The sequence below is a fragment of the Roseburia sp. 1XD42-69 genome (genome assembly GCF_003612565.1).
Lineage (GTDB): Bacteria > Bacillota > Clostridia > Lachnospirales > Lachnospiraceae > Roseburia_B.
In genome coordinates this window covers 1-2,420 of record NZ_RAZG01000170.1, presented here as the reverse complement: position 1 = coordinate 2,420, position 2,420 = coordinate 1, and the positions used below count along the sequence as shown (strand labels likewise).

At 46.9% G+C, this 2,420-nt stretch carries 4 protein-coding genes; 3 read left to right on the top strand and 1 reads right to left on the bottom strand.

The features are described from left to right. Window positions 1–86: 86 nt before the first annotated feature. A complete protein-coding gene (locus D7Y06_RS24765) occupies window positions 87–977 on the bottom strand; it encodes a dihydroorotate dehydrogenase (RefSeq protein WP_120410133.1) in 891 nt (296 codons plus the stop codon). 207 nt (window positions 978–1,184) lie between these two features. On the opposite strand from D7Y06_RS24765, the gene D7Y06_RS24760 reads away from it, so the two are divergent. From D7Y06_RS24760 to D7Y06_RS24750, 3 genes are read left to right on the top strand one after another with little or no spacing between them, the layout of a single operon-like run. After that, entirely contained in the window at window positions 1,185–1,457 is a 273-nt protein-coding gene (locus D7Y06_RS24760) for a helix-turn-helix domain-containing protein (RefSeq protein WP_002592127.1), read from the top strand. Then, window positions 1,417–1,794, top strand: coding sequence for a TnpV protein (locus D7Y06_RS24755; protein WP_120410132.1), 378 nt, complete (start codon window positions 1,417–1,419; stop codon window positions 1,792–1,794). The genes D7Y06_RS24760 and D7Y06_RS24755 overlap by 41 nt, the downstream gene beginning before the upstream one ends. 55 nt (window positions 1,795–1,849) lie before the next feature. Further along, a complete protein-coding gene (locus tag D7Y06_RS24750) occupies window positions 1,850–2,287 on the top strand; it encodes a hypothetical protein (RefSeq protein ID WP_044911291.1) in 438 nt (145 codons plus the stop codon). Window positions 2,288–2,420: the final 133 nt, after the last annotated feature.

The following is a 2,420-nucleotide window of genomic DNA, read 5'->3' as shown; positions in this document are numbered from 1 at the left end:
AGGTCTATTAAGGTTACCCTTTTCCATGAAAATCTTTTTCATTTTCCTCTTGACATATTACCAAATTGCTTCCTGTCTGTAAAAACCTAACTGACGATACCCCTGATCTCCTTTAAGTCCCGGATACCGTTTTCCTCCATGTACTTTTCCAGCCCGCCGATGATCTCCGGCATGGCATAGGGGTTCCTGAAATTCGCCGTCCCCACCGCCACTGCGGCGGCCCCGGCCATGATGAACTCCAGCGCATCCTCCGCCGTCTGAATCCCTCCCATCCCGATGACCGGGATATTTACCGCCCGGCAGGTCTGCCAGACCATCCGTAGCGCAACCGGCTTTATGGCAGGCCCGGACAGGCCGCCCGTCTTATTTGCCACGCAGAACGCCCTTTTCTTCACGTCAATCCTCATACCCGTGATGGTGTTGATCAGCGAGAGCGCGTCCGCGCCGCCGGCCTCCGCCGCCTTTGCGATCTCCGTTATGTCCGTGACATTCGGTGTCAGCTTCATGGAAACGGGCTGCGCCGCTTTCTTTTTTATCTCCTTCGTGATGTACTCCACCATCCCCGGCTCCTGCCCGAAAGCGATCCCGCCATGCTCCACGTTGGGGCAGGAGATGTTGGCCTCCAGCATATCTATTTCCTGCCCGGACAGCCGTTCCACCACTTCCAGGTAATCCGCCACGGTGCTGCCGCATATGTTCACAATGACCTTCGTGTCAAACTGTCTGAGGAAAGGGAGGTCCCTCTCTATAAAGACATCTATCCCCGGATTCTGCAGCCCCATCGCGTTTATCATCCCGCTGGCCGTCTCCATGATCCTTGGGGCCGGGTTCCCCTCCCACGGGACGCATGAGACGCCTTTCGTGACCACCGCACCTAGCTGGTTTAGATCCACAAACCCACTGTATTCCTGCCCGGAGCCGAATGTCCCGGATGCGGGCATCACCGGGTTCTTTAACCTGATGCCCGCTATATCCACTGATGTGTTTATCCCGTCCGCCTCCTTTCTTGAATCAGTTCATGGCTAATTAAAGGGAACAAAAAGAAAGGAAAAACCAATCCAGACGGTATCAGCGGCAGGCTACAAGAATAAATTGTGATTTCACAAGATTGGTGCTATAATAAGAGAAAAGTTCCTGCCGGGGCAGCCGCCCCGGTGGTATGGATAGGAAGGCAGGAAAGCAATATGCACATCAGCTATAAACCACTCTGGCATACACTGTTAGAGCGTGATATGAGAAAAGAAGATTTAAGGCTTGCCGCCGGTATGACAACGAATATGATTGCCAACATGAGCAAAGAGGGAAAGCACATCAGCATGGACACATTAGCCCGTATCTGCGAAACGCTGAATTGTGAGATTACCGATGTGATTGAGTTAGTACCAGACGAGCCTGCTTCCACAGGAGGTAAGGAACATGAGCGAATTGAAACCAAGAATAACAGAAAACGGAATTGATTATATCCTTGTCGGAGATTACTACATCCCAGATTTGAAACTGCCAGAAGAACACCGCCCCATCGGAAAGTATGGACGGATGCACCGGGAATATTTGAGAGAAGTCCACCCAGCCAGATTGAACATATTGATATTGACCGGAGAGCTATGGACATATCTTGCAGACCTGAACGAACAGGCACAGGAACGGTTAGACACTATCATGGAACAGATGAAAGCTACCGAGGGCGTGACAGAGGAATTAAAGCGCACTTCTCAAATGGAATGGGTGCAGCGGTGCAATAATATCCACAATCGGGCAGAAGAAATTATTTTGCATGAGATGATTTATGCATAACGGTATGGTAGAATGATTATGACAAATCTGAATTTTATAAGGAGTGAAAAGAAAAGTGTGTGAGGAATGTTACTCTGATGAAAATAGAATAACGCCTTTACTAAATCCGCTGGACTGTTTGGAGAACCACACTCAATATATTTGTGGAACTTGTGGACGGTGCATTTGTATCGAGCATGACCCAAATAGAGGATTGCAACGATGGAATTTTCCTTTTAAGTCATTGGAAATTGCAAAACTATATTTGCGAACAGCGGACTATACAACGAAAAGTGCGTGTGGTATTTATGAGATAGAGAACAATAAAGGAAGATTATCTTATAAAATATTTCCAGGGAATGATGAGTTAAATCTATTTTTGAAAAAGAATAAAGACAAGAAATGCAGGCAAATGATGCCTGTGTTTAGTGCTGGAAAGTATAAAGAATATCCACACACAGAAGTACGAAAATTGACGCCTGATGAAATAAAACAATATATGAGTGAACGCTAAATCCCAGCTTGTCGTTCTAAAAATTGGGTTTGTCAAGTAAAATGTGTAAATTAATTTTTCGACGGTCATATGACCGCCATATTTATTATCTGAAGCTCAATCAAAGGGTAGCTCCTCACCATTTCTATAAGCC